Source organism: Arthrobacter sp. zg-Y238 (assembly GCF_024385525.1).
Taxonomy (GTDB): Bacteria; Actinomycetota; Actinomycetes; order Actinomycetales; family Micrococcaceae; genus Arthrobacter_B; species Arthrobacter_B jinronghuae.
This window is the reverse complement of sequence record NZ_JANFLU010000004.1, coordinates 158,266-181,416: the sequence shown is the minus strand read 5'-3', so window position 1 is coordinate 181,416 and position 23,151 is coordinate 158,266. Positions and strand designations below refer to the sequence as shown.

General features: G+C 66.2%; 26 protein-coding genes and 1 tRNA gene. 7 read left to right on the top strand and 20 right to left on the bottom strand.

What is annotated here, in order from left to right:
• Nucleotides 1–25 precede the first annotated feature (25 nt).
• Complete coding sequence (locus NNX38_RS04535; RefSeq protein ID WP_255796947.1) at nt 26–316, top strand: putative quinol monooxygenase; 291 nt, start codon at nt 26–28, stop codon at nt 314–316.
• A gap of 22 nt (nt 317–338) precedes the next feature.
• Here the strand turns inward: NNX38_RS04535 and amt are convergent, their stop codons facing one another.
• The 6 genes from amt to NNX38_RS04505 form a co-directional block, all read right to left on the bottom strand.
• Complete coding sequence (gene amt / locus NNX38_RS04530) at nt 339–1,925, bottom strand: ammonium transporter (RefSeq protein ID WP_255796946.1); 1,587 nt, start codon at nt 1,923–1,925, stop codon at nt 339–341.
• A gap of 288 nt (nt 1,926–2,213) precedes the next feature.
• Nucleotides 2,214–3,434 carry a formaldehyde dehydrogenase, glutathione-independent gene (fdhA, locus tag NNX38_RS04525; RefSeq protein ID WP_255796945.1) on the bottom strand — a complete coding sequence of 407 codons (1,221 nt, stop codon included), beginning with the start codon at nt 3,432–3,434 and terminating at the stop codon, nt 2,214–2,216.
• 227 nt (nt 3,435–3,661) lie between these two features.
• Nucleotides 3,662–4,063 carry a thioredoxin gene (gene trxA / locus NNX38_RS04520; RefSeq protein WP_146360930.1) on the bottom strand — a complete coding sequence of 134 codons (402 nt, stop codon included), beginning with the start codon at nt 4,061–4,063 and terminating at the stop codon, nt 3,662–3,664.
• 63 nt (nt 4,064–4,126) lie between these two features.
• Nucleotides 4,127–4,564, bottom strand: a complete 438-nt coding sequence (locus NNX38_RS04515) for a MarR family winged helix-turn-helix transcriptional regulator (protein WP_255796944.1) — start codon at nt 4,562–4,564, stop codon at nt 4,127–4,129.
• A gap of 91 nt (nt 4,565–4,655) precedes the next feature.
• A tRNA-Tyr gene (locus NNX38_RS04510) sits at nt 4,656–4,737 on the bottom strand.
• A gap of 163 nt (nt 4,738–4,900) precedes the next feature.
• Entirely contained in the window at nt 4,901–5,245 is a 345-nt protein-coding gene (locus tag NNX38_RS04505; protein WP_255796943.1) for a hypothetical protein, read from the bottom strand.
• Nucleotides 5,246–5,379: 134 nt separating this feature from the next.
• Between NNX38_RS04505 and NNX38_RS04500 the strand changes: the two genes are divergently transcribed.
• The gene (locus tag NNX38_RS04500) at nt 5,380–5,871 is read left to right on the top strand and encodes a YajQ family cyclic di-GMP-binding protein (RefSeq protein ID WP_227933012.1); all 492 of its coding nucleotides are present in this window, start codon (nt 5,380–5,382) and stop codon (nt 5,869–5,871) included.
• 77 nt (nt 5,872–5,948) lie between these two features.
• Here NNX38_RS04500 and NNX38_RS04495 read toward each other — a convergent pair whose 3' ends face one another.
• The 3 genes from NNX38_RS04495 to NNX38_RS04485 all read right to left on the bottom strand — a co-directional run bounded on the left by NNX38_RS04495 (nt 5,949) and on the right by NNX38_RS04485 (nt 8,919).
• The gene (locus tag NNX38_RS04495; RefSeq protein ID WP_255796942.1) at nt 5,949–6,626 is read right to left on the bottom strand and encodes a histidine phosphatase family protein; all 678 of its coding nucleotides are present in this window, start codon (nt 6,624–6,626) and stop codon (nt 5,949–5,951) included.
• A gap of 43 nt (nt 6,627–6,669) precedes the next feature.
• A complete protein-coding gene (htpX, locus tag NNX38_RS04490) occupies nt 6,670–7,542 on the bottom strand; it encodes a zinc metalloprotease HtpX (RefSeq protein WP_255796941.1) in 873 nt (290 codons plus the stop codon).
• Between the two features lie 105 nt (nt 7,543–7,647).
• The gene (locus tag NNX38_RS04485) at nt 7,648–8,919 is read right to left on the bottom strand and encodes an MFS transporter (protein ID WP_255796940.1); all 1,272 of its coding nucleotides are present in this window, start codon (nt 8,917–8,919) and stop codon (nt 7,648–7,650) included.
• 120 nt (nt 8,920–9,039) lie between these two features.
• Between NNX38_RS04485 and NNX38_RS04480 the strand changes: the two genes are divergently transcribed.
• On the top strand, nt 9,040–9,783 hold the full coding sequence (locus tag NNX38_RS04480; protein WP_255796939.1) for an MBL fold metallo-hydrolase: 744 nt from the start codon (nt 9,040–9,042) through the stop codon (nt 9,781–9,783).
• On the opposite strand, the gene NNX38_RS04475 is transcribed toward NNX38_RS04480, so the two are convergent.
• Complete coding sequence (locus tag NNX38_RS04475; protein WP_255796938.1) at nt 9,780–10,532, bottom strand: triacylglycerol lipase; 753 nt, start codon at nt 10,530–10,532, stop codon at nt 9,780–9,782. The genes NNX38_RS04480 and NNX38_RS04475 overlap by 4 nt on opposite strands.
• A complete protein-coding gene (locus tag NNX38_RS04470; protein WP_255796937.1) occupies nt 10,529–11,317 on the bottom strand; it encodes an alpha/beta fold hydrolase in 789 nt (262 codons plus the stop codon). Before NNX38_RS04470 ends, NNX38_RS04475 begins: the two co-directional genes overlap by 4 nt.
• Nucleotides 11,318–11,441: 124 nt before the next feature.
• Between NNX38_RS04470 and NNX38_RS04465 the strand changes: the two genes are divergently transcribed.
• Both NNX38_RS04465 and NNX38_RS04460 read left to right on the top strand, forming a co-directional pair.
• Complete coding sequence (locus tag NNX38_RS04465) at nt 11,442–11,891, top strand: Fur family transcriptional regulator (protein WP_229950122.1); 450 nt, start codon at nt 11,442–11,444, stop codon at nt 11,889–11,891.
• Nucleotides 11,892–11,943: 52 nt separating this feature from the next.
• Nucleotides 11,944–13,434, top strand: coding sequence for a catalase (locus NNX38_RS04460; RefSeq protein WP_255796936.1), 1,491 nt, complete (start codon nt 11,944–11,946; stop codon nt 13,432–13,434).
• Between the two features lie 79 nt (nt 13,435–13,513).
• On the opposite strand, the gene NNX38_RS04455 is transcribed toward NNX38_RS04460, so the two are convergent.
• The 6 genes from NNX38_RS04455 to NNX38_RS04430 are packed head-to-tail and all read right to left on the bottom strand — an operon-like array spanning nt 13,514 to nt 18,849.
• The gene (locus NNX38_RS04455; RefSeq protein ID WP_255797014.1) at nt 13,514–14,362 is read right to left on the bottom strand and encodes a prenyltransferase; all 849 of its coding nucleotides are present in this window, start codon (nt 14,360–14,362) and stop codon (nt 13,514–13,516) included.
• 35 nt (nt 14,363–14,397) lie between these two features.
• Complete coding sequence (locus NNX38_RS04450; RefSeq protein ID WP_255796935.1) at nt 14,398–14,742, bottom strand: lycopene cyclase domain-containing protein; 345 nt, start codon at nt 14,740–14,742, stop codon at nt 14,398–14,400.
• Nucleotides 14,739–15,161 (bottom strand): lycopene cyclase domain-containing protein, encoded by a 423-nt coding sequence (locus tag NNX38_RS04445; RefSeq protein ID WP_255796934.1) that lies wholly within the window; start codon nt 15,159–15,161, stop codon nt 14,739–14,741. Before NNX38_RS04445 ends, NNX38_RS04450 begins: the two co-directional genes overlap by 4 nt.
• A complete protein-coding gene (crtI, locus tag NNX38_RS04440; RefSeq protein WP_255797013.1) occupies nt 15,161–16,840 on the bottom strand; it encodes a phytoene desaturase family protein in 1,680 nt (559 codons plus the stop codon). The genes NNX38_RS04445 and crtI overlap by 1 nt, the downstream gene beginning before the upstream one ends.
• Nucleotides 16,841–16,842: 2 nt before the next feature.
• On the bottom strand, nt 16,843–17,778 hold the full coding sequence (locus NNX38_RS04435) for a squalene/phytoene synthase family protein (protein ID WP_255796933.1): 936 nt from the start codon (nt 17,776–17,778) through the stop codon (nt 16,843–16,845).
• Between the two features lie 3 nt (nt 17,779–17,781).
• Entirely contained in the window at nt 17,782–18,849 is a 1,068-nt protein-coding gene (locus NNX38_RS04430; protein ID WP_255796932.1) for a polyprenyl synthetase family protein, read from the bottom strand.
• Between the two features lie 35 nt (nt 18,850–18,884).
• Here NNX38_RS04430 and idi point away from each other — a divergent pair, with 35 nt between their 5' ends.
• Nucleotides 18,885–19,406 (top strand): isopentenyl-diphosphate Delta-isomerase, encoded by a 522-nt coding sequence (gene idi / locus NNX38_RS04425; RefSeq protein ID WP_255796931.1) that lies wholly within the window; start codon nt 18,885–18,887, stop codon nt 19,404–19,406.
• A gap of 67 nt (nt 19,407–19,473) precedes the next feature.
• On the opposite strand, the gene NNX38_RS04420 is transcribed toward idi, so the two are convergent.
• Nucleotides 19,474–20,259: a glycosyltransferase family A protein gene (locus tag NNX38_RS04420; protein WP_255796930.1), complete on the bottom strand. Its 786-nt coding sequence runs from the start codon at nt 20,257–20,259 to the stop codon at nt 19,474–19,476.
• Nucleotides 20,260–20,348: 89 nt separating this feature from the next.
• Here NNX38_RS04420 and NNX38_RS04415 point away from each other — a divergent pair, with 89 nt between their 5' ends.
• The gene (locus NNX38_RS04415) at nt 20,349–20,972 is read left to right on the top strand and encodes a hypothetical protein (RefSeq protein WP_255796929.1); all 624 of its coding nucleotides are present in this window, start codon (nt 20,349–20,351) and stop codon (nt 20,970–20,972) included.
• Between the two features lie 133 nt (nt 20,973–21,105).
• Here the strand turns inward: NNX38_RS04415 and NNX38_RS04410 are convergent, their stop codons facing one another.
• Nucleotides 21,106–22,296 carry a TerC family protein gene (locus NNX38_RS04410; protein WP_255796928.1) on the bottom strand — a complete coding sequence of 397 codons (1,191 nt, stop codon included), beginning with the start codon at nt 22,294–22,296 and terminating at the stop codon, nt 21,106–21,108.
• Between the two features lie 144 nt (nt 22,297–22,440).
• Nucleotides 22,441–23,094, bottom strand: coding sequence for an NTP transferase domain-containing protein (locus tag NNX38_RS04405; protein WP_255796927.1), 654 nt, complete (start codon nt 23,092–23,094; stop codon nt 22,441–22,443).
• Nucleotides 23,095–23,151 lie beyond the last annotated feature (57 nt).

Sequence of the window (23,151 nt, the reverse complement as noted above, 5' to 3'; positions counted from 1 at the left end):
CTTGAGAAAGTCCTATGGTGGGGAAATGACTGAAGAAACCAATACCCCCATCAATCTCCGCGCCACTATGGTCCCGAACGCCGGTGAACACACGCGGGTGAAGCTGGCCCTGGACATCGCCATTGAGCAGGTACGGATGGAACCGGGCTGCCTGCGCTACGAAATCATTGAGGACTCGGAGTCGGCAATTGTGCTGGCGGAACAGTGGGCCTCCCGCGAGGACCTGGAGCGCCACGCACGCGGTGCCGCCCTCCAGGACCTGCAGGAATCCCTCAGCGCCCTGCTGGCCGAACCGCTGAAGGTGGAACAGGTCTAACCGTTCATCAGTACGGGATGGCTCAGTACGGAATGACAGAGAGCCGGTAAATCGAATCCGGTTCCGCCCCGAAGCGCTTCAGGACGGCCACCACTGCTTCCTCGTGCTCTTCGTCCACCGCGGCCTGCACCCGCAGCCGGTCCTCAAAGTCGATTCTCCGCTTTTCGCTGCGGAAAGCCTCGGTACGGACGGTTCCGGTGTAGGCCGCGGCGTCGGACATCTCCAGGGATCGCGCGCCGGCCATCAGCAACGCGTCCCGCAGGCCGTCAACCCGATCCGTATTGACCACGGCGCTGACCAGCCGGCTGGAACGCCCCCGCCGGGCATCTTCGGCGCCCTCGCTGGCCGCCCGGCCCGCCGTTGCGGGGCGGGCGCTAATGCCGCTCAGGGAGTATGCGGAGGCACCCTGCTGGACCCGGTCCTGGTCCTCCTGGTCGGGCCCGGCCTCTTTCAGCCCAATGGTGCGGGAAATAATGACGGCCACAATCCAGCTCAGCACGAAGGAAAAGAGCACCACGGAGACTATGGCCACCGTCTGGTGCCACAGGAGCACTCCGCCGCCGCCGGAGAAGATGCCGTCGTCGCTGACGGGGTTTACCGAGCTGTCGGCGAAGAAACCCAGCAGGAAGGAACCCAGCACGCCGCCCACAAAATGGACGGCGATCACGTCCAGTGCGTCGTCGTAGCGCAGCACATGCTTGAGCCGGACAGCCACCGCACAGAGGCAGCCGGCGATCAGTCCGATCAGGAGGGCTGCGCCGGTGCCCACGTACCCGGCGCAGGGGGTAATCGTCGCCAGTCCGGCCACGGCACCGGAGACGGCACCCACCAAGGTGCAGCGCCCATTGCCTATCCGTTCCACGAGCAGCCAGGTAAGCATCGCGGCCGCCCCTGCCACGTGGGTATTGATCAGGGCCTGCGCGGCAATGCCGTTGGCCTGAAGCCCGTCTCCCGCGTTAAAGCCAAACCACCCGAACCAAAGGATGCCGCCGCCAACCAGCATCAGCGGAAGGTTGTTCGGTGAGGTCCGGAGGTTGGGCCAGCCGCGCCGCCGGCCAACCACCAGCAGCACCGCCACCGTTGCTGCGCCTGCAGAGGCATGGACCACCATGCCGCCGGCCCAATCCTGGGCACCAAGTTGAAACAGCCATCCTTTGGGATGCCAGAGCCAGCGCGCCACCTGCGGGTACACCAGAATGGAAAATGCGGCCAGGAACACCACCCATCCGCCGAACCGGAGCCGGCCCGCCGTCGCTCCCGTAAGCAGCGCAGGCGTAATTACGGCGAACATCATCTGGTAGGCCACGAAGGCGAGCGTCGGTATGGTCACACCCGCGGCCACCGAATGGAACTGCGGGGTGTCGAGCTCGAGCAGCGCAAAGGCGTCGAAGTCGCCGACCACGGAATTGCCCTTATTGCTGAACGCCAGCGTGTACCCCACCAGCACCCAGGTCAGGGAAATGATCCCCAGCGGAATGATGTTCTGCATCATCATGGTCAGGACGTTGCGTACCGGCACCATCCCGCCGTAAAAGAGGGCCAGGCCCGGTGTCATAAACAGTACGAGCCCCGCACAGACCAACACCCATGCCGTGTCCGCCCCGTTCATGCCGGGCCCCGCATGGATATGGCTGTACCGGTACCGGTTCTTTCGGTGCTTATCGTCCCGCTGCTGCCGTACATGTGGTCCCCGCTTCCAACCCCTTTAGAGGGGCCGTTGGCATTCGAGTGGCGGGGCCCGGAAACCCGGTGCCGGCGCCCGGACACGTCGAGCTTACCGCCGGGCCGCAGGGCATCAGAAGGGAACGGGCACAGAGCGAAGCCGGCGGGGCCGAATTGGTTTCGGTCCCGCCGGCTCTCCTGTTCTCCGGGCGCGCTTACCCGGCGAGAGGACGCGTCAGTGTGAGCCCAGCATTCCGTTGGGGTCAATAACGTACTTCTTCGCCACGCCCGAATCGAACTCGCGATAGGCCTCCGGTGCCTGGTCCAGGCTGATCGGAGTGGCGCTGACCGCCTTGGCGATCTGCACCTTGTCATGCAGGATCGCCATCATGAGCTCCCGGTTGTACTTCATCACCGGACACTGCCCGGTGGTGAAGGACAGCGACTTGGCCCAGCCGGTACCCAGATTCAGGCTCAGCGAACCCTGCTGTGCAGCCTCGTCCACGCCGCCCGGATCGCCGGTGACGTACAGTCCTGGGATGCCCAGTGCCCCACCGGCAGCCGTGACGTCCATCAGCGAGTTCAGCACAGTCGCCGGTGCCTCGCTGCTTGACCCGGCACCGTGGCCGCGGGCCTCGAATCCGACGGCGTCGACTGCGCAGTCCACTTCCGGCACCCCAAGGATCATTTGGATCTGGTCCTGCGGAGCACCCAGCGATACATCCACGGTTTCGCAGCCGAAGCTGCGTGCCTGGGCCAGCCGCTCCTCGTTCAGGTCGCCGACGATCACAACGGCGGCACCCAGCAATTGTGCCGAGACTGCTGCCGCCAGGCCGACGGGCCCTGCCCCGGCAATGTAGACGGTGGAGCCGACCCCCACCCCGGAGGTGACAGCGCCGTGATAGCCAGTGGGGAAGATATCCGAAAGCATGGTGAGATCCAGGATCTTCTCCATGGCCTGGTCCTTGTCCGGGAACCGCAGCAGGTTCCAGTCTGCGTAGGGCACCATGGCGTATTCGGCCTGGCCGCCCACCCAGCCGCCCATGTCCACGTATCCGTAAGCGCTGCCGGGACGTTCGGGGTTCACGTTCAGGCATATCCCGGTTTTGCGTTCCTTGCAGTTGCGGCAGCGGCCGCAGGAAATATTGAACGGCACGGAGACCAGGTCCCCAACCTTGATGAACTCCACGTCCGATCCGGTTTCCACCACTTCCCCGGTAATTTCATGACCCAGGATCAGGTTGGGCGGCGCCGTCGTCCGCCCGCGGACCATGTGCTGGTCCGATCCGCAGATGTTGGTGGTGACCACCTTCAGGATCGCTCCGTGCGGAAGTTTGCGCCCGATGTTGGCCGGGTTCACGCCCGGCCCGTCCTTCAGTTCGAAGCTGGGGTAGTCGATGTCCTGGACTTCCACTACGCCCGGTTCCAGGTAAGCAATTCCTCGGTTGGAACTCATGTCTTCCTCGCTGTCGTCTCGTCGTCGTTGACGTCCGCGCTGCTCGCTCCCCCGTGCGCTCCCCATGCGCTCCCCAGGCGGTGCGCCCTGTGGAAGCGAGCGTACAACGGCCGCTGCGGCGACGGTAGACGTGGTGTTATCGGATCCGTGCAGGCCTGTCGGCACCCTTAACGCAGTCAGGGAAGCATCCTGGAGCGGATGCTTCCCTGAAGAAAGAGCGGGTGGGGCTAAGCCTGCTTGGCCTGTCCGTTGGAGCCTGCTGCTGCCTCGCGCTCCTGCGCGGCAATCTGCTCGTGTACGGCCTTCATGTCCAGGCCCTTGACTGCTTCCACCAGTTCGCTGAACTGGCTGGCGTTCAGGGCGCCGGGCTGCGAGAACACCAGCACCTTCTCGCGGAAGGCCATGAGGGTGGGGATGGAGGTGATGCCGGCGGCAGCTGCCAGACCCTGTTCAGCCTCGGTGTCCACCTTGGCAAAGGTAATGTCGTCGTGCTGCTGCGAAACGGAATCGTACACGGGTGCGAACTGCTTGCAGGGACCGCACCAGTCCGCCCAGAAGTCCACGAAGACGATGTCATTTTCCTCGATGGTCTCGGGGAACGTTGCTTCGGTGATGTCGATAGTAGCCATGGTCCAACGCTAGCCGCGGCCGGCTGCATTGTCTCTAGCTGTTCGCTGTCCGGTGAAGCGCCCCTAGGCCCGCGGCAGCTTCGTCAACCGGCGGATGACGGGCAGTGCCGCTGAGAGGGCGCTCCGCTCCTCGCTGCTCAGCTGCTCCAGCAGGGCCGCCATCAGTGCCGTCCTGCTGCCGTTGGCTTCCTGAAGCGATTCCCCTCCCTGCGAGGTGAGAGTCACCCGGACACCGCGGGAATCATGGGGATCCGGGCTGCGCTTCAGCAGGCCCGCACCCTCAAGGCGGATGATCTGCTCCGTGGCGCTGGGGACCTTCACTCCGAGGTTCCGAGCGATCTCGCTCACTCGCATCCCCTCGCCGGCGGCCATCTTCATGATGCTGACCTGCGTGGCGCTGAAGTCCGTATCCGCGTCCATGTTGCGCGCAATGTACAGTGCCAGCCGGAGGGACTCGCGGAATTCCTCGGCGAGCTCGTCCAGGGCGGAATCGCTACTCATATTTAGGGACCCTAATATCTAGTGGGCTGGGGCGCAAGGGCCCGGAAACCGGAAAAACCCGCCCTCACCGAAGTGAGGACGGGTTTGTCGGTGGCAGATACTGGATTCGAACCAGTGAAGGCGTTGCCAGCTGATTTACAGTCAGCCCCCTTTGGCCGCTCGGGTAATCTGCCGAGCGTCTTCAAGCGAAGACGTTGTCCGCAGCAGCTGCGGACAAGACAACTTTACCGAAGATTCTCCGAAGTTACGAATCGAGCCCGAAACAGAGTCCTGCCGGTCCGTTTCCGGCCGTTGCCGGCGGGGTGTAAACCGCCCCCGGGCCGCTTATCGGAGCCCCTACAGCCCCCGTGTGATTCGATCTTCGAGCTGGGCATAGAACCGGTCGGCCTGGGTCTGGGTCACCGATCCCCAGGCGACGGCGTTCCCCAGGTCCGTACGGATCCCTGCCAGGCGTTCCTCGCGTCCGCGGTCGACGCCGGCGGCCTCTGCCGCGCTGTCCACGGCGGACGATACCGGAGACGACACGGGGCAGACCGCGGCCCGAGCCGGCGCCGCACCGACGACTCCAAGCCCCGCTGCTGACGCTGCCGCCAGGAAGGACCCGGCGGCCGCGGTGCGGATCCTGACAGCTGCAGGGCGGCGGACTGAAGGACGGGAAGCGGCATTGGGATTGTTTTCCACCCCCTCACCCTTCCCCGCCCCGATGGGACGACGCCGGGCGTTTGCTGTGTACCGGCTGGGAACGGGGCGCCATCGGGGCGCGGACCTACTACGCTAAGTAGCAGGAAAAGTCACCAACTTAGAGGAGTCCCGAAATGGCCAGCGAGTCCACGTTCGACGTCGTTAGCAAGATCGATAAGCAGGAAGTGGCCAACGCGCTGAACCAGGCGCAGAAGGAAATCGTCCAGCGCTACGATTTCAAGGGCGTCGGCGCGGAGGTGGACTTCAGCGGCGAGAAGATCCTGATGAAGGCCAACTCGGAAGACCGGGTGAAGGCCGTACTGGACGTGCTCCAGTCCAAGCTGGTCAAGCGCGGCATCTCCCTGAAGTCCCTGGATGCCGGCGAGCCGTACGCTTCCGGCAAGGAATACCGGATTGAGGCCTCCATGAAGGAGGGCATCGCCCAGGACCAGGCCAAGAAGATCAACAAGCTGATCCGCGACGAAGGCCCCAAGGGCGTCAAGTCCCAGATCCAGGGTGACGAGCTGCGGGTCAGCTCCAAGTCCCGCGATGATCTGCAGGCCACCATGGCCCTGCTCAAGGGTGCGGACCTCGAGGTCGACCTGCAGTTCATCAACTTCCGCTAAGTCACAGCACAACACTTACGACGGCGCCTCCCCCGCAGCGGGGACGGCGCCGTCGGTGTTTACAGCAGCACGTCGGCTTAGAGCGCGACGTCGTCGGCAGCAGGGCCGTCGTCGCCGTAGTCCTCCAGTGCTTCCCCGCCCACGGCTTCGCCCATCCAGGTGAGCAGCTGCCACGGGCCGAAGCCGCCGCCGGGCAGCTCTTCCGCTTCGAGCACGGCAACGCCGGTGTTGCTCAGGGCGTTCGCCACAATAAAGTCCGGCCCCACATTCTCGGCCCGCGCGGTGGCCCAGGCCCGGATGATCGCCCCGTGGCTGAAGATTGCCGGGGATTTCAACCCTGCGGCAGCCAGTTCCTCCACCACGGAGTCAAAGCGCCCCAGCGTCTCGGCTCCGTCCGGGCCGCCGGGCATCCGGACTGCAGTGTCACCGGAGACCCAGCGGTAAACGGTTTTCAGGTAAGTGATGATCGCGTCCCGGTCATTGCGCATTTCCAGGTCTCCGGCGAAGACCTCCCGCAGCCCGTCGCGGATCTGGACGGGCAGGCCCAGGGCGGCTGCCAGGGGCTCGGCGGTGAGCTGGGTGCGGACCAGGTTGGAGGCAAAGATCCCGTCGATGGGTTCGTGCCCGAGCGCTTCGGGCAGCGCCGCCGCCTGCTCCCTCCCCAGCTCCGTCAGCCCCGGTCCGGGGACTGCGGTGTCGAGGTAATGCTCCACGTTGGAGGGGGTCTGACCGTGACGGACAAGTATCAGTCGCATGCTCGAAGCCTACTTCGTCAGCGGATGACGGATCAGCACCGCGTCAGGCGCCCAGGGTGCGGCCGGCCATCCGTTCCAGCCGCTGGATGCGGTCCGCCATCGGCGGATGGGTGGCCAGCAGGCCGCGCACACCCGCACGGAACGGGTTGGCGATCATCAGGTGCGAGGTGTTGGCCAGCTTCTGGTCATTGCTCGGCAGCGGAGCGCGCTGGGTTCCGCTCTCCAGCTTGCGCAGGGCCGAGGCGAGCGCCAGCGGATCGTTGGTGAGCTTCGCACCGTCTTCGTCGGCGTCGTACTCGCGGGTCCTGCCGATAGCCATCTGGATCAGCGACGCGGCCATCGGCGCCAGGACGGCCATGGCAATCATGGCCAGCGGATTGGCATTGCGCCGGTCCCCGCCCCCGAAGAAGAGCAGGAACTGCCCCAGCGAGGTGATGACGCCGGCAATGGCAGCCGCCACGGAGGAGGTGAGGATGTCCCGGTTGTAGACATGCATCAGCTCGTGGCCGAGCACGCCGCGCAGCTCACGCTCGTTCAGCAGCGCCAGGATGCCCTGCGTGCAGCACACCGCAGCGTGCTGTGGGTTGCGGCCGGTGGCGAAGGCGTTGGGCGCCATGGTGGGCGAAATGTAGAGCCGGGGCATGGGCTCCCCGGCCTGCAGGGAAAGCTCACGGACAATCCGGTACATCTCCGGGGCCTGCGCCTCGGTGACGGGCACGGCACGCATTGCCCGGATGGCGAGCTTGTCACTGTTCCAGTAGCTGTACGCGGTGGTGGCCAGGCCGATGACGAGGAAAACCCAGATAAACGCCGGGCTTCCGGTTCCACTTGAAAGCAGGGCCCCGATTCCCAGCAGCACGGCGAAAAGCACGCCGAACAGGGCTGCCGTCTTGAGGCCGTTGAAATGTCGGTGCACGGGTACAAAGTCCTTTCAGGCAGGCCCTTTCAGGCCCGCAGCGTCCGGTAAATGCATATACTTCAACGTTTAACCGGGCCGGACTGTTCCTGCTCCGACGAGGGTTCAGGGCTCCGGATGCTGTGCGTCGTACCGTGCAAACCGGGGCTGGCTGCGCGCCAGCACCGCCACCAGGGCCAGACAGATCAGTCCGCCCAGCACTGCCGCCCAGCCCTCCCCGACCAGGGAGGCGTCCACGCCTGCCACCAGGTCGCCCAGCCGCGGTCCGCCGGCCACCACCACCACGAACACACCCTGCAGCCTGCCGCGCATGGCGTCCGGGGTGGCGGACTGCAGGATCGTGGACCGGAAGACACCGCTGATGGAATCGGCTATCCCGGCACAGGCCATCGCGAGCGCCGCGGGAATGAGCCACCGGGAGGGGACCGCGCCGTCGTTGGAGCCGGCCAGCACCACCACGACGCCGAACGCCGTCACCGACAGACCCCAGGCCGCTACGGACCAGAGCACGGCCAGGCCCTGCCGGCGCACCAGCCCGAGCGGCCCGGAAAACAAGCCGGCGAGGAAGGCGCCCACGGCGGTGGCCGCCAGCAGCACCCCCACGGTGGTGGCGCCGCCGCCGAGCATCAGCGCCCCGATCGCCGGGAGCAGCGCACGGGGCTGGGCAAACACCATGGCGCACAGGTCCACCACGAAAGTCATGCGGATGTTGGGACGGGTGCCCAGGAACCGGAACCCCTCCAGCACGGAGCCCAGCCCCGCCTTCTGCACCTTGCCCACCGGCAGCATGGGCGCCAGCCGGTACAGCGCCCACATGGCGGCGGTGAAGGTGACGACGTCGATGGTGTAGGTCCAGCCGTAACCCACCCGGGCCACCAGTACTCCGGCCAGCAGGGGCCCGGCAGTCATGGCCAGGCCGAAGGTCATCATGCTCAGCGCATTGGCGGCGGGCAGCAGTTCGGGACGGACCAGGCGGGGGATGATGGCGCTGCGCGCCGGCTGGTTCAGCCCGCCCGCCCCTGCATTGACGGCCACGAGGAAGTACAGCAGCCAGACGTTGCCGACCCCGGCCCAGGCCTGGGCTGCTATCCCGATGGTGCTGAGCCAGAGCAGGCCCGACGAGAACAGGGCAACCTTGCGCCGGTCATACGCGTCCACCACCGATCCGCCGTACAGCCCGGCCAGGACCAGGGGCACCAGGCCCACCAGCCCGAGCAGCCCGACGTTGAAGCTGGATTTCGTCAGCTCGTAGACCTCCAGGCTGACCGCCACGAGGGTGAGCTGGGTCCCGACGGCGGAGAGCGCGGTTCCGGTCCAGAGCCGGCGGAATTCGGGGCTTTCGCGCAGGGGCGTGAGGTCAGCGAGCAGTCTTGGCACCAGAGCAGTCTAGGGGCCTGCCGGGCCGGTTCCGGCGCACCACACGCGCACCCTAATAGAAAGCATGCTTAGGATGGGACGAAACCGATTTCCCCGCACCCTGCCGAAGGAGTAACCGCTGTGTTTACCCGCAACGTTGCCGAAGGAATCCACCGCATTGAGCATGCCCATGTGAATGTCTACCTGGTCGAGGACGACGACGGCGTGGCGGTGATCGACGCCGGCCTGCCGGGAATGTGGCCGCACCTTACCGGCGCGCTGGACGAGTTGGGCTACGGCGCCGGCGATGTCCGGGCGCTGGTGCTGACACACGCGCATTTCGACCACGTGGGCACTGCCGCACGGCTGCGGCAGGAGTACCGCACACCCATCCTGGTGCACGACGCCGACCGGTACATTGCCGCGCACCCCTACCGCTACCGGCACGAGACCAACCGGTTCCTGTATCCGCTGCGCTATCCCAAGTCGGTTCCCGTCCTGGGCGCGATGACCCTCGCCGGGGCACTGAACGTGCGCGGCGTGACCGACCTGCACAGCCTTACCCCGAAATCCGGCGACGCACTGCCGGGCAGGCCACGGATCCTGTACACGCCCGGGCACACCGCCGGCCACGTGGCCCTGCACTATCCGGACCGCGGGGCCCTGATCAGCGGCGATTCGCTGGTCACCCTCGATCCCTACACCGGCGCCAAGGGGCCGCAGATCGTTTCGGGTGCCGCCACCGCAGACAGCGCCCAGGCACTCGCCTCCCTCTCCCTGCTGGCGGAGGCCGATGCTCCCCTGCTGCTCACCGGGCACGGGGAGCCGTGGCGGGACGGCTCAGCGGCGGCCGTGGAACAGGCTCTGGCCCGCGGCGCGTCCTAGCCCTGTTCGCCGCTCCGGGACGCGGCGTCGTCCAGGTCCTGCGCCAGGACCTCCAGCAGCCGGGAATCCCCGATGGGGCGGAAATGCCCCATGGTTTCCAGTTGGATGTTCCGCGCCCCGGTTAGGTGGCTCCCGGCCGGAATATGCGGATCAAAGCTGCTGTACACCGAAGTGATCCGGGCGTTTACGTCCTCGTTGCGCAGGAGCTTCTGCAGGAACGGGTCCCGGGGCGAGAAGGCGCGGATCGCCGCGAGGGGAAACAGGTTGGCATAGACCGAGCCGGAGAAGGGCGTGTTGACGGCGATCATGCGGTCCACCCGCGCGCCGCCGTCGGGGAGGGTCATCAGGTGCTTGCCGATCAGCCCGCCCTTGCTGTGTGCCAGCACCAGGACGCCCTGCAGGTTCGCCTCCGCCAGGTAGCGTTCCACCAGCACCGCCATGTCCTCGATGGAGCCGCGGTTGTAGCCCAGCGGCGCCACGGTGTGCACCGGATGGCCCCGCTCATAGAGGTAGTCGGCCAGCGGGCGCAGGAACTGCCAGTTCTCGTAGACGCCGGGGATCAGCACCACCGGAGCCCGCACCGCACCCTCCGGATGCAGATACGCCGCCGGGTCCCGGCGGAAGATGAAGCCGTGCGCCTGCCAGTACGCCACGTATAGATAATCCGAGGCCCAGCCCCGCGCCTGCCGCGCCCACCGGAAGATCCGTCCCTGCCGGCGCGGACGGACACCTGGGCGTGGAGACGTCACTGGACGGCGGCCGCCGTGCGCATCAGCTCGGCGGTTTCCTTCGGGCGGGTGTACATCACCACGTGCGGCTGGCCGGGGATTTCCGCCGTCACCGCACCCGGCCGGGCAAGGGCCAGCCGGGCCAGCCAGTCGGCGCGCACCACGGGGTCCTTCCCGCCGCGCACCAGCAGGACCGGAGGCTTTACCTCGCCGATCCGCTCCTCGAGGCGGTGGCGGATCATCACGGGCAGCGTGGACAAGTACCAGCGGAGTCCGGCACGCAGGTAGTCGGTGACCAGGATGTAATTGACGGCCGGAGGTTCGCCCATGCAGTCCTGCATCAGCCGCAGTGCCTGCAGCGGGGCGGAGCGCTCGGCGTCGTTGATGGTCGGCCCCAGCAGGACCACTGACGAGGCCGCGTCCGGGGCGGCGAGCGCCATCTCCACCACTACCTGGCAACCCATGGAATGGCCCACCCACTGGGCGCCGCGGATGCCGGCGGTATCGAGCGCCTCTGCGGCGATGCGTCCGAACTCTTCCATCTGCAGCTGCCGGCGCGGCTTCGGGGTGGAGCCGAAACCGGGCAGCTCGAGGGTATGGACGATGGAGGTGCGGGCCAGTTCCCAGATCAGCGGGCGGTAGTACCGCTCCGAGGCGCCGATCCCGTGCACCAGGACCACCTCGGCGCGGGTTTCGGTCCAGTCTGGTGTTCCGGCGTCGTCAAAGCGGCGGTAGGTGCGGATATCCACGTGCGTGTCCCCTACCGTGACGCGCTGGAATCCCGTTCGAGCTTCTGCTGCAGGCACTGTGCCTCTGCTTCCTGTTTCGTCGAGACGCTTGTCGGGACGCTTTAAGGCCAGCGTACCGGCGCCGAAGCAGGTTAGGCGATCCTTATTATGAATAATTCAAAATAAGGCTAGGATGTTGGACATGACCACAAACGCAGCTGCAGAGGAAACCACCGCCAGGTGGTCCGACGAGCTGCGCTCCCACGGCCGCCGCGTCACCAAGCAGCGCCTTGCCGTGCTGCGTGCTGTTGACACCGCACCGCACTCGGTAGCGGACGACGTCGCGGCCAGCGTGCGTCAGGAACTTCCGGACATTTCCCTGCAGTCCGTCTATGTGGTCCTGGCGGACCTCACCGAAACCGGCCTGCTGCGGAAGATCGAAACCCCCGATTCTCCGGCCCGGTACGAGACCCGCGTGAATGACAACCACCATCACGCGATCTGCACCGGATGCGGGCGGATCGAGGACGTGGACTGCGCCGTCGGCCACGCTCCCTGCCTCACCCCCGGAAACACACACGGTATGACCATCCAGATTGCGGATGTGCTCTACCGCGGGATCTGCACAGACTGCGCCGCCGCAGCCTCGTAGCACGCACCCAAAGCCTTTCCTCCCTTTTGTCAGCACCAGAGAAAGAACCAGTATGTCCAACTTCACCACCACGCAGACCGGCACCCCGGTTGCCAGCGACGCACACTCGCTGAGCACCGGCGCCGACGGCGCCATTGCCCTTCACGACCGTTACCTGGTCGAGAAGCTGGCGCAGTTCAACCGGGAGCGCATTCCGGAGCGCATCGTGCACGCCAAGGGCGGCGGCGCATTCGGTGAGTTCGTTGTCACCGAGGATGTCTCCAAGTACACGCGTGCCGCTGTTTTCCAGCCCGGCACCACCACCGAAACCGTCCAGCGGTTCTCCTCGGTTGCCGGTGAAATGGGTTCCCCCGACACCTGGCGCGACGTACGCGGTTTCGCGCTGCGTTTCTACACCACCGAGGGCAACTACGACATCGTCGGTAACAACACTCCGGTGTTCTTCATCCGCGACGGCATCAAGTTCCCGGACTTCATCCACTCGCAGAAGCGCCTGCCGGGCTCCGGCCTGCGCGATGCGGACATGCAGTGGGACTTCTGGACCAACTCCCCCGAGTCCGCACACCAGGTCACGTACCTGATGGGCGACCGCGGCCTGCCGACCTCGTGGCGTGAAATGCCCGGCTTCGGCTCGCACACCTACCAGTGGATCAACGCCGCCGGCGAGCGCTTCTGGGTGAAGTACCACTTCACGTCCAACCAGGGCAACCACGAAATCACCGGTGCCGAGGCCGAGAAGATTGCCGGCGCCGACGCCGACTACTACCGCCGCGACCTGTACGAGGCCATCGAGGCCGGCAACTTCCCGTCCTGGGACCTGCACGTGCAGGTCATGCCGTACGAAGATGCCAAGACGTACCGGTTCAACCCGTTCGACCTGACCAAGGTCTGGCCGCACGCGGACTACCCGCTGATCAAGGTGGGTACCCACACCCTGAACCGCAACCCGGAGAACTTCTTCGCGCAGATCGAACAGGTTGCCCTGTCCCCCGCGAACCTGGTTCCCGGCATCGACGCCAGCCCGGACAAGATGCTGATGGCCCGCATCTTCTCCTACCCGGATGCCCAGCGTTACCGCATCGGCGCCAACTACAACCAGCTGCCGGTCAACGCGCCGAAGGCTCCGGTTAACAACTACTCGCAGGACGGCGCCATGCGCTTCTCCTACAACTCCCCGGAGACTCCGGTCTACGCTCCGAACACGCTGGGCGGCCCCGCGGCCGACGCAGCGCTGGCGGGTGCGGGAAGCTGGGAGAACGACGGCGCCCTGGTGCGTTCCGCTGCGACCCTGCACTCCGAGGACAGCGACTTCGGCCAGGCCGGCACGCTGTACCGCGAGGTTTTCGACGACGCCGCCAAGCAGCGTTTCCTGGAAACCATCACCGGTGCCATCTCCGGCGTGAAGCGTCCGCACATCCGCGAAGCTGCGATCCAGTACTGGACCAACGTTGACGCGGTCCTGGGCGAGAAGCTGCGCCTTTCCCTGGCTCAGGGCGAGACCACGGCCAACGAAAAGGCCGAGTTCGTGGGCGTTGCTGAGTAATTCCAGCACCCGCTAAACCAGCAGTAACCAGCAGCGGCCGGTCCCTTCGGGGGCCGGCCGCTGCTGTGTGTCCTGCCTCTTACCGGGTAGGCCAGTACCAGATGATCAGCAGTGTCACCAGGAAACCGGTGAGGAAGTTCAGCTTCAGGAACCGTTTCCAGCCGGCGTTCGCACTGCCCGACCCGGCGTCGGTGATGCGCAGGAACGGAACCAGGTTCAGGATGTAGGGCAGTGCCAGCAGCCCGCCCAGCATCGCCGGCCAGGGAGTCAGCAGCATCAGCAGGCCGGCCGCCAGATAGGCAGCGGCGGCGAGCACCACCACCGGCCGCGCCCCCAGCACCGTGGCAATGGATCCGATGCCGGCCTCGCGGTCCGGCACCACGTCCTGCACCGCGCCGAAGGCCTGGCTCGCCATGCCCCAGAGGAAGAACGCCCCCAGCACCGCCCAAAGCCCCGGCGTGAATACCGCACCGGCCAGGACCAGCCCGTACACGGCAGGGCTGACGAAGTGGGTGCTCGACGTCATCGAATCCAGGAAGGGGCGTTCCTTGAACCGGAGCCCGGGTGCACTGTAGGCGATCACTGCAAAGACGCTCACGCCCAGCACGAGCCAGGACAGCGGGCTTCCGAGCAGGACCAGGGCGGCGAGGAACGGCACGTTCGTGAGAACCGCTGCCCACAGCGTAGTGCGGTGGAAGCCGCCGTCCAGGACGGCGCCTTCCACTCCGCCCTTGCGCGGATTATGCAGGTCCGACTCGTAGTCGAAAACGTCATTGATGCCGTACATCGCCAGGTTGTAGGGAACCAGGAAGTACAGGGTTCCGATCACCCAGGTCAGGTCGATCCGCCCGGTGGTGAGCAGATACGCCGCGGCGAACGGATACGCCGTGTTCACCCAGGAGAGCGGCCGCGAGGACACCAGCAGCATCCGCAGGGTTCCCCTGGTTCCGGTGGCGGCGGTGCTCACGGCGTTTCCTTAGTGTCCGGCTTGGCGCCTCCCGGGGCGGGGGCACGTCCGGGCAGCAGCACCCAGAGCGCCGGCAGCAGCAGGACGGCCGCCAGGGGGTAGGCAAAATCCTCCAGCGGCGCGGCGCCGGCAAAGGCACCGGAAATGCGGTCCTCGTTGTACCAGAAGAGGCCCGCCCGGATCATGAGGTTGTCGAAGACCGCAGTCAGGACCAGCAGGACGACGGCGGTAACGGCCGCCGCGGCGGCAAAGTACCGCGGGCGGTTCCGACGCAGCAGGGCTGTTGCGCAGATCAGCGCCGCCGGAACGAGGAAGAAGGCATTGAGGGTCCAGTAGGTCACTGCTGCGTCCTTTCCGCCGGCCTGCGGCCCGGGTGTTCGCTGGCCTGTTCCGCGGTTTGGTGTCGTTTCGCAGCCCGTTCCCCTGTTCGTTCCGCGGCCCGTTCCGCTGTTCGTTCCGCAACCAGCTGCACCAGACCGAAGACCACCATGGTCAGGTAGCAAAGGAAGGCCAGGAAAAAGATCTCCTCCACGGGCAGGTGCGGTGCCAAAGTCAGGCCGAGCATAAACGGGGTCTCGCCGCGGTAGAAGATGTCGGAGCCGATGCCGGCCAGGTCCCAGGCGGTGAAGAACAGCAGTCCGATCGCCAGTACTACGGCTGCCCGCCGTGCGTTGGCGAAGAAGAACAGCCGGAACCGGTGATCCAGCAGCACCATGCAGCCCAGCGACAGCAGCAGGAAAAGCAGGTAGAGGACGCCCATTACGTTCCCGCCTCTGCCGACGGCTGCGGGGCCGGGGGCTCCCCTCCCGGCAGTTGGCTCGATGACACCTGTGCCGCCCACGGTGCGGGCTCCGGCAGGGCCTCGGTGCCCGTTTCCCCGCGCAGCCGCTTGAGCACGAGCTCCGCACTGATCAGGCACATAGGCAGGCCGATGCCCGGCAGGGTGGACCCGCCGGCGTACAGCAGCCCCTCCACCTTCCGGCTGGCGTTCGTTCCGCGGAAGAACGCGCTTTGCTTCAGGATGTGCGCCGGTCCCAGCAGGGTTCCCCGCCAGGAATTGAGGTCGGCGACAAAGTCCTGCGGGCCCACGGTTCGGCGGATAATGATGCGCTCGGCCAGATCGGGTATTCCGGCCCAGGACGAGAGCTGCTCGATGACGGCGTCGGCCATCTTCTCGATCCGGGGATCCCCGGCGCCGTCAATCCCTCCGGCTCCCAGCGACGGATCCGAAGGCACCGGCACCAGGACAAACAGGTTTTCGTGTCCTTCCGGCGCGGCATCGGGGTCCGTCGCGCTTGGACGGCAGACGTACAGGGATGCCGGATCCGGCACGGAGGTCTCCTGGCCGAAAATCTTTTGGAAGTTGGCTTCCCAGTCCCGGGTGAACAGCAGGGTGTGGTGTTCCAGCTGCGGCAGCTGCCCCTGCACGCCGAGATGCAGCAGCAGCCCGCCGGGACCGGGGACCCGGTGCTCCCAGTATTCCTCCGGATAGGTCTGCAGTGCCCGGGGCAGGAGGGCGGTCTCCGTATGGTGCAGATCCGCTGCGGAAACCACCAGGTCCGCGTCCAGCGACACCAGTGAGCCGGCGGCATCCCGGTACTCCACGCCCACGGCCCGGGGTTTGCGGCGGGGGAAGCGGGGCCGTCCGTTCTTGGCGGCGGCCGGAGCGGAAGTACGGATCCGGGTGACCTCGGCCCCGGTGATGACCCGGCTGCCCTCGGCCCGCGCCAGGTCGGAAATGACCGAAACTATCCGGTGGAAGCCGCCCACGGGATAAAGCACCCCGTCGGCCAGGTCCAGCCGGCTCATCAGGTGGTACATGCTGGGCGTGGTGAACGGCGAGGAGCCCAGGAAAACGGCCGGGTAGCCCAGGATCTGCCGGATCCGGGGATCCGTGAAACGCCGGGCAACAAAGGTGCTCAGCGGTTCCAGCAGCAGCCTGGCCAGCCGGGGGCCGCTGCGCAGGACATCAGGGCGCAGCAGCGGCAGGAACGAGGCGAACGTTGTATACAGGAACCGTTTCTTGGCCATGGCGTAGACCTCTTCGGCGGACTCGAGGTATTCCTCGAGCCGGGCTCCGGCACCGGGTTCCAGCGACTCGAACAACGCAATGTTGCCGTCCCGGGTGGCGGCCACGTCCACCGGTTCGGCGGTGTCCTCGAAGAGCACCCGGTACCCCGGATCCAGCCGGACCAGCTCCAGCTGTTCCGCAGCGGAGGTGCCCAGCAGCCTAAAGAAGTGGTCGAAGACCTCGGGCATGAGGTACCAGGACGGTCCCGTGTCAAAGCGGAAGCCTCCGGTCTCCCAGCTGCCGGCCCGTCCCCCGGTCTCCGGCTGCTTCTCCAGCACCGTGACCTCCAGGCCTTCCCGCGACAGCAGTGCCGCGGTGGCCAGTCCGGTAATTCCGCCGCCGATCACGACGGCGGTGCGCGGACGCATACTCATGGTTGCCTTTCGTTTCCCGGGACCGCTGGGTTTCCGCCGTGGTGCCGGAGCCCGGCAGGACCGGCCACTCGGCGGGTCAGGACCGCACGCGCTGCGATACGGACCTTCACGGGGTTCGGTACCCGCACCCTGGAGGTGCGCAGCTGTTCGGCGGGTGTGTTCCGGAGCCGGCGGGCCAATTCACCGAACAGGTCCTGGGCCAGCGCGACGGCGGCCCTGCAGTTTGCCGGGAGTTCCGCCACCGCGGCACCCGAAACCAGCAGATCAGCATCAATCCCGTCCAGGATCCGGTGCTTGTCCGCTTCGCTGAACGCTGCCACGGTGACGCCGGGGAAATAGCTGCGTCCCAGGGCCTCGAAGTCCTGGGCGAGATCCCGCAGGAAGTTAACCTTCTGGAAGGCCGCCCCCAGGCGTTGGGCGCCCTCATGCAGCCGCTTGGCCTGGTCATCGGGCAGCGGAACTCCGTCGAGGAAACACTGCAGGCACATCAGCCCGATCACTTCGGCGGAGCCGTAGACGTACTCGTTGAAGCTGGCTTCAGTGTGTTCCACCTGGTCCAGGTCTGCCCGCATCGAGGCGAAGAACGGACGGGTGAGATCCGTACCGATGCCGGCTTCCCTCGCTGTCAGCGCGAACGCATGGACCACCAGATTGACGCTGTAGCCCGTGTGCAGGGCACGTTCCGTGTCCGCCTCCAGCTCATCAAGCAACCCGCCGATCTCCGTGCGGGGCACCAGTGCGGCCGCCGCCACGCCGTCGACAATCTCGTCCGCCAGCCGGACCAGCGCGTAGACGGTTTCAATCTGCAGGCGCGTCCGGGCCGGCAACAGCCGGGAGGCCAGCCCGAACGACGTCGAATAGGACCGGATCAGCACGGCCGACGTCCGGCGCGCAACGGCGTTATAGAGGGACAGGCCCTGCTCAGGTGCCACGGACTACCGTCCCCGGTTCACGGCGTCGTCGACCACTGTCGACAGTGCTGTGCGCAGCCCGGGGGTGACCGCAGGGCAGTCCAGGTGTTGGCGCGCACGGTCCGCATATTCGCGCACCAGCTGCTGCGCATGGTCCCGGGCACCGGAGGAGACGAGCAGTTCCCGGGCGCGGGCGGCATCCCGGGCGGTCAGCTCGGAGTTCCCGATCAGGCCCGAGAGTTCCGCCCATTCCGGTTTCCGTGCAACATAGGAGACCAGCACCGTGCGCTTTCCCTCACGCAGGTCCGAAAAACTGGACTTGCCCGTGGTGCTCTCCGTGCCGAACACCCCCAGCAGGTCATCCACCACCTGGTAGGCAATCCCGATGTCCCGGCCGAAGAGACCGAGGGTGGTCACGACGTCGTTCGATGCCCCGGCCAGTACCGCTCCGGCCTGCAGCGGTGCTTCGAAGGAGTAGACAGCGGTCTTGAGCCGCTCCATGTGCAGGATTTCGGCGATGGGCGGAGCGTCCGGGTGGAAGGAAAGGTCTACGTCAATCAGCTCTCCGCCGGCGGACGCGAAGACGGCGTCGTCCAGGATCTCGGCCAGCCGCTCCCGGACGTCCGTGTCCACCTCGGCACTGCCCAGCAGGCGGAAAGCACCGGTCAGCGCCAGGTCCCCCGCGATGACCCCGGCGGAGAGGCCCCGGTGCCGGGCTGCGCCGGCTTCAACGCCCGCAGCGGTGGCCAGCCCCCGATAGACACCGGAGACGTTTTCGAGTCCCCGGCGGGTGAAATCCAGGTCGATCACGTCGTCGTGCACGATCAGTGCCGTATGCAGCAGTTCGAAGGCGGCGCCTACCCTGGCAGCTGCCGCCGTGTCGGTGCCGCCGAGATTCAGGTAGGCCGTCAAAAGGATGCGCGGGCGGACCCGCTTACCTCCGGCAGTCGAATTTTCCAGCGCCTGCCACAGTGAGAGGTAGCCGGGTCCCAGTTTCGCGGCCCGGGCTTTGGCCCGCTCGTAGAACCGGTTCAGGACGGTCTCGACCAGGTCCTGGCCGATAGACAAGTCGAGCGGGGGGTGGGTCTGCATAGGTAAAGTAAACACGTATGGGACTAGGGGAAGAAATGACAGACGGCTCAGAACGCGTGGTTCTGGTCGACAATGACGGCCGTCCCGTGGGCACTCGGGACAAAGCCGGCGTGCATACCACTGACACTCCGCTGCATCTGGCGTTCTCCACCCACGTCTTCAATACGCGAGGCGAATTGCTGGTCACCCGCCGTGCAATGTCGAAGCTGACCTGGCCTGGAGTCTGGACAAATTCCTTCTGCGGCCACCCCGGTCCAGGGGAGGCTACGGAGGACGCCGTGAACCGGCGCGCCCGGCGCGAGCTGGGGCTGGAAGTGCGGGACCTGACGCTGCGGCTGCCGGATTTCCGTTACCGTGCCGTGGATGCCTCGGGGATTGTCGAGCATGAGATCTGCCCCGTTTACACGGCTGTGGCCGACGCCGATCCGGTCCCCGCACCGGACGAGGTCATGGACTGGGAGTGGGCGGATCCGGCGCAGCTCGTTCCGGCGGTTCGGCTGACGCCGTGGGCATTCAGTCCCTGGCTGGTGCTGCAGCTTCCGCTGCTCTACCCCTAGAACCGGTTCCACCGGAGGTGCTCAGTTTGCCGGTGCGCGGGCACTCAGGCTGGTACGCCGGAGGTGCTCAGTCCGCCGGTGCGGCGGGTACTGTGGCTTTGCTGCCCGCGAATCTCCTGCTCCAGCGAACCCAGGGGTACTCCTGGGGCCAGTGGCCGGCCAGGGTGTGGAAGGCCCGGCGGAAGCGCAGGGCCACGTTTGCCCGGCTTTGCACCGCGCGCGGCGCCATCCCCACAGTCAGATGCGGATCCCGGCGGCAGCGACGACCTTGGCCGAGATGGAAGCTGAGGCAGACGTCGTCGTGCATCTGCGCATCGTTTCGGTGCACCTCGCCGCTGACGGCCCGCCAGGTCCCGGCGCGCAGAGCCAGGTTCGAGCCGAAAAACGGCCAGTGGGCCAGCGCTGAACCCATCGCCAGGTAATAGGACCCCAGATACAACCGGGAAAGCAGCAGCGCCGGGAGGCGGGGCATCCCGTAGAAAACACCGGGCCCGCTAAGCACTTCCAACTTCGGGTCGGCAGCGAAAGCTTCAGCTATGCGCGCAATCCAATCCGGGGGCAGGACGCAGTCGGCGTCACACCGCGCAATAACGGCGTCCGGGTCGAGGCGCTCCGAGGCGGCGTCGTACCCGGCGCCGGCAGCGGCAGGGATTCCCGCAGCCGGTTCGAAAACCACTCGGGCGCCGAACCTCCGGGCAACCTCTGCGCTGGCATCGCTGCTGTTGTTGTCCACCACCACTATTTCCCGGGGCGGCAGGCTCTGCCGCGCGAGCGACTGCAGGCACGCTTCCAGCAGGACTGCATCATTGCGGCACGGGATGACCACGGAAACTGCCGGAAGCTCAGAAGGCATGGGCTGAGTTTAGCGCGGGGCCGCTGGTTCTCCGGGCCGGTTTCCGGTGCCCACTGCTTCCGTGGCCGGCACCGGGCTACCGTATGAGGATGATCGATGCACTGCTCCGCCCGCCGGAATCCCGGAAGGAATACCTAGCCGACGCGGTACGTGCGCTGGGAGTGCTCAGCGTCCTGGCGTCACTGGTACTGCTGGGACCGGTGGAAACGGCCCTGTTCCTGCTGGTGCTGCTGGGACTTCTGGTCTCCCGGGCACTGGCGGTCTTCCCCGGTTTCGACGCCGCCTACGGCCTGGTCCTGCTGGTTGCAGCGTGGAGCAGCGTAGCGGACCTCTACGCCCGCGTCTCCTGGTGGGATCTCGCCGTTCACTTCGCCGCCACCGGCGCGCTGGCCGTGATTGCCTATTTCCTGCTGGTGCAGTTCGGCGCGGTACCGGCGGTCCAGCGCCCGCACCGGCATTCCCCCTCGCTCCCCGTGGTGGTTCCGCTGCTGGTGCTGGCGCTGGGACTGGGGATGAGTGTGCTTTGGGAGATCGGTGAGTGGTGGGGCCACACGTACGTGGATGCAAGCATCAATGTCGGATATGCGGACACCATGGGAGATCTGGCCGCCGCAGGGTTGGGAGCCCTGGCCGCGGGCCTGTGCCTGGGTTTTGCGGTCCGCCGGTCCGGTGCGCGGCGGATTGCCCCGGTGCCGCACCGTACCCGCCGCTAGCCCGGGGCCCGCGCGCCGCTGATAGCCGACTTGTGGCACCGGGTTCACGCGCTTAACTGCGAAGGGCATCCCGGGCAGCGGTGGCTGCCCGGAATGCCCGGTACTGCTGGCGGATCACCGCCGGCTGTTCTCGCTAGCGGGAGAGGTACCGCTCGTGCTCGCTGTGGGCGCGGGCTACGGTTTCGCGGATTTCTTCGATGTCCTTGACCTTGTCGCGGTACTTGAGGTCCATCTTCAGGATGTCCTGCTCTTCATCGCACAGGGCCTTGTAGACCCGCTCACGCTCTTCGGGATCAGCCGTGTAGTGCAGGTCCAGGTAAGCATCTGCATGGCGCCGCGCGTTGTTGACGGCTGTCATGGCCTTGCCGGCGGGGCTGACCAGGGACGCAACAACGGTCACCAGCAGGACGCCCACAATGACGGAGAGCGAGAGGCCGGTGGTGATCTCCACGACCGAAACATGCTCGCCGCCGTTGATGAAGGGCAGCGTGTTCTCATGCAGGGCGTGCAGGACAAGCTTGACGCCGATGAAGGCCAGGATGGTGGCCAGGCCGTAGCTGAGGTAGATCAGGCGGTCGAGCAGTCCGTCGATGAGGAAGTAGAGCTGGCGCAGGCCCATCAGGGAGAACGCCGTGGCGGTGAAGACAATGAAGACATTCTGCGTCAGGCCGAAGATAGCAGGGATCGAGTCGAGCGCGAAGAGGATGTCGGTACCGCCGATGGCCACCATGACCAGCAGCATCGGGGTGAGGACGCGCTTGCCGTTCTCCATGGTGAACAGCTTGTCGCCGTCGTAGCTATCCGACGTATGGAAGATCTTCCGGGCCAGGCGAATGATGAAGTTGTTGGCTTCATCGTCGCCCTCGGTGCTTTCAGGCTTGAGCAGGTTGCCCGCCGTGATCAGCAGGATCAAACCGAAGATGTAGAAGACCCAGGAGAAGGAGTTGATCAGCGCGGCGCCGAGAAGGATGAAGGCGGTACGGGCGATCAAGGAGAAGACGATGCCGAACAGCAGGACCTTCTGCTGGTCCTCACGGGGAACGCGGAAGCTCGCCATGATGATCAGGAAGACAAACAGGTTGTCTACCGAGAGTGCTTTCTCGGTGATGTACCCGGCGAAATACTCGGTGCCCATCTGGGATCCGCCAAGGACCCAGACAACACCGCCGAAGATTAAGGCGAGACCTACGTAAATGGAGGACCAAATGGCCGCTTCCTTCAGCGTAGGGATGTGAGCCTTGCGGATGTGGAAGAAGTAATCAAAGGCCAATAGGGCCAGGATGACCACAATGGTCACTCCCCAGACCAAGGGGGAAACAGTCATGAAATATCTGCTTTCGTAGGGTATGCCGAAGGAGCATAGGTCTCTCCCGCCATCCTGAATAGGCTGGCCGCTGAACCCGGCGGAGCGTCGGTGCTCCACGTGTTGACGGATATCTGCGTTTTGGGATACTCCCCTACGAAGCAATCAGTCTAACAGGGGAAGGTCCGCTTCGCAGTCCACGTCCCGCCCGTCGGCCAGGTCGGAACAGTCCACGACGTCCAGGAGTTCCGGGTGGGCAGCCAGGAACGCACGCGCCCCGGAATCCGGACCGGCTCCCGGCTTCCCTTCCCCTGCAAGTTCAGCCCCTGAATAACGCGCATCCCGTTCCAGGCTTCGCGAGGCCAGGGAAGCATCCAACAGAACAGGGTGCCCGCGCCGCAACCGGCCGTCCGGCCCCCGGTAGCCGGCGGCGGCGATTCTGCCGCGCCGCCCCGCCGCGAGGACGCGCGAGACTACGGCCGGGGTTAAGCCGGGCTGGTCCACCAGGGCCACGAGGATCGCGGCTGCCGGTTCCGGGGCCAGCGCCGCCACGATCCCGCACCGGTAACTGGTGCCCATTCCCAGCTCCCACTGTGGATTAACAACTGGTTCAGCGCCCTGCAGCCGAACAGAGGCCAGGATTTCCGTGCTCCCGGCGCCCAGCACCGCGACCACTTTGGTGCACCCGCCGGCCAGCAGCACCTCCACCTGATGTTCAATCAGCGGCCGCCCGCGGAAGGGCAGCAGTGCCTTGGGCCCGCGGCCAAGGCGTGTGCCGGCACCGGCAGCCAGCAGGACCGCCGTCGTCGTTCCGCTCATTCGTCTGTCCTTACTCCGGGCCGGGCTTAAACAGGCAGCCGCCGCACCCTTGGATGG

Excerpts from the sequence above, each read along its gene's own strand:
- NNX38_RS04535 (WP_255796947.1), top strand. The coding sequence starts at position 26 with ATGACTGAAGAAACCAATACCCCCATCAATCTCCGCGCCACTATGGTC.
- amt (WP_255796946.1), bottom strand. The coding sequence starts at position 1,925 with ATGAACGGGGCGGACACGGCATGGGTGTTGGTCTGTGCGGGGCTCGTA.
- fdhA (WP_255796945.1), bottom strand. The coding sequence starts at position 3,434 with ATGAGTTCCAACCGAGGAATTGCTTACCTGGAACCGGGCGTAGTGGAA.
- trxA (WP_146360930.1), bottom strand. The coding sequence starts at position 4,063 with ATGGCTACTATCGACATCACCGAAGCAACGTTCCCCGAGACCATCGAG.
- NNX38_RS04515 (WP_255796944.1), bottom strand. The coding sequence starts at position 4,564 with ATGAGTAGCGATTCCGCCCTGGACGAGCTCGCCGAGGAATTCCGCGAG.
- NNX38_RS04500 (WP_227933012.1), top strand. The coding sequence starts at position 5,380 with ATGGCCAGCGAGTCCACGTTCGACGTCGTTAGCAAGATCGATAAGCAG.
- NNX38_RS04495 (WP_255796942.1), bottom strand. The coding sequence starts at position 6,626 with ATGCGACTGATACTTGTCCGTCACGGTCAGACCCCCTCCAACGTGGAG.
- NNX38_RS04465 (WP_229950122.1), top strand. The coding sequence starts at position 11,442 with ATGACCACAAACGCAGCTGCAGAGGAAACCACCGCCAGGTGGTCCGAC.
- NNX38_RS04460 (WP_255796936.1), top strand. The coding sequence starts at position 11,944 with ATGTCCAACTTCACCACCACGCAGACCGGCACCCCGGTTGCCAGCGAC.
- NNX38_RS04455 (WP_255797014.1), bottom strand. The coding sequence starts at position 14,362 with ATGCTGCTGGTGTCCTCGCGGCCGCTCTCCTGGGTGAACACGGCGTAT.
- NNX38_RS04445 (WP_255796934.1), bottom strand. The coding sequence starts at position 15,161 with ATGGGCGTCCTCTACCTGCTTTTCCTGCTGCTGTCGCTGGGCTGCATG.
- crtI (WP_255797013.1), bottom strand. The coding sequence starts at position 16,840 with ATGCGTCCGCGCACCGCCGTCGTGATCGGCGGCGGAATTACCGGACTG.
- NNX38_RS04430 (WP_255796932.1), bottom strand. The coding sequence starts at position 18,849 with ATGCAGACCCACCCCCCGCTCGACTTGTCTATCGGCCAGGACCTGGTC.
- idi (WP_255796931.1), top strand. The coding sequence starts at position 18,885 with ATGACAGACGGCTCAGAACGCGTGGTTCTGGTCGACAATGACGGCCGT.
- NNX38_RS04420 (WP_255796930.1), bottom strand. The coding sequence starts at position 20,259 with ATGCCTTCTGAGCTTCCGGCAGTTTCCGTGGTCATCCCGTGCCGCAAT.
- NNX38_RS04415 (WP_255796929.1), top strand. The coding sequence starts at position 20,349 with ATGATCGATGCACTGCTCCGCCCGCCGGAATCCCGGAAGGAATACCTA.
- NNX38_RS04410 (WP_255796928.1), bottom strand. The coding sequence starts at position 22,296 with ATGACTGTTTCCCCCTTGGTCTGGGGAGTGACCATTGTGGTCATCCTG.
- NNX38_RS04405 (WP_255796927.1), bottom strand. The coding sequence starts at position 23,094 with ATGAGCGGAACGACGACGGCGGTCCTGCTGGCTGCCGGTGCCGGCACA.